Source organism: Microbispora sp. NPDC049633, from assembly GCF_040675265.1.
In the GTDB taxonomy this organism is placed as follows: Bacteria; Actinomycetota; Actinomycetes; order Streptosporangiales; family Streptosporangiaceae; genus Microbispora; species Microbispora maris.
Window position 1 is genome coordinate 1 of sequence record NZ_JBFAOO010000417.1, and the last position, 1,477, is coordinate 1,477.

The 1,477-nt window shown below is 70.8% G+C and carries 1 protein-coding gene; it reads left to right on the forward strand.

All coding sequences use genetic code 11. The features are described 5' to 3' along the window. Window positions 1-169: 169 nt before the first annotated feature. Window positions 170-1,270: an o-succinylbenzoate synthase gene (menC, locus tag AB0J39_RS39535; RefSeq protein ID WP_363474341.1), complete on the forward strand. Its 1,101-nt coding sequence runs from the start codon at window positions 170-172 to the stop codon at window positions 1,268-1,270. Window positions 1,271-1,477 lie beyond the last annotated feature (207 nt).

Sequence of the window (1,477 nt, forward strand, 5' to 3'; positions counted from 1 at the left end):
ATCCGGCCGCGGCCCGCGCCTGGCGGCTGGCCCTGCGCGAAGTGCTCGGCGACCTGCTGCGCGACGGCGCGCGGGTCACAGGGTTTCACGACAAGACCTGCTATGTCGTACGCCGAAGCGCGTTCCGCGAACAACTGACATGAAGACCACGGGTAGGGGAACCACGGGCATGAAGATCACTGGTATCGAACTGCGGCGGATCGCGATGCCGCTGGTGGCGCCGTTCCGCACGTCGTTCGGCACCGAGACGCGGCGTGACGTGCTGCTGCTGCGGGTCGTCACCCCCGACGCCGAGGGCTGGGGCGAGTGCGTGGCGATGTCCCAGCCGCTGTACTCCTCCGAGTACGCCGAGGGCGCGGCCGACGTGCTGCGCCGTTTCCTGATCCCAGCGCTGCCCTCGCGCCCCGGCCCGTACGCCGTCAACGAGGCGCTGCGCCCGATCAAGGGGCACCGCATGGCCAAGGCGGCACTGGAGACGGCCGTGCTGGACGCCCACCTGCGTGCCACCGGTCAGTCCCTCGCGGCCTTCCTCGGAGCCACCGGAACCCGGGTGCCGGCTGGGGTCTCGGTCGGCATCATGAACTCCGTCGCCGAACTGCTCGACGCCGTCGCCGGCTATCTGGACGAGGGCTATGTCCGTATCAAGCTCAAGATCCAGCCCGGCTGGGATCTGGAGCCCGTACGCGCCGTGCGCGAGCGATTCGGCCCAGAACTGCCGCTGCAGGTCGACGCGAACGCCGCCTACACCCTTGCCGACGCCCCGCACCTGGCGCGCCTGGACGAGTTCGGCCTGCTGCTCGTCGAGCAGCCGCTGGCCGACGACGACATGGTCCAGCACGCCCGGCTCGCCCGGTCGATCCGCACGCCGATCTGCCTCGACGAGTCGATCGAGTCCGCCGAGCACGCGGCGGCGGCCATCTCCCTCGGCGCCTGCTCGGTCGTCAACATCAAGCCCGGCCGGGTCGGCGGTTACCTCGAGGCCCGGCGCATCCACGACCTGTGCCGCGCCCACGGCGTCGCCGTCTGGTGCGGCGGCATGCTGGAGACAGGCATTGGCCGCGCCGCGAACGTCGCCCTGGCCGCGCTGCCAGGTTTCACCCTGCCCGGCGACACCTCCGGCTCCCGCCGCTACTACAGCACCGACATCACACCGCCCTTCGAGCTCGAAGACGGTCATCTGACCGTGCCCACCGGTCCGGGCATCGGGGTCGAGCCGATCGCGTCGCTGCTGGACGAGGTCACCGTCGCCACCGAGTGGATCTCCCTCTGACAGCCCACCGCACCGCCACGGGGTCACGGATGATTCGGGCTGTCATCCCCATGGCCTCCGGGCTCTCGCCACGCGGTGATAGGTGAAGGCCCAGCGGTCTTCGCCGGCCCTTCGGCGGGTGTAGCGGTCGGGGTGCTGGTAGCGGTCGCGGTTGTGGAACTGGCAGGCCGGGCCCAGCAGCTTGAGGTCGGTCAGGCCGCCGGTGCT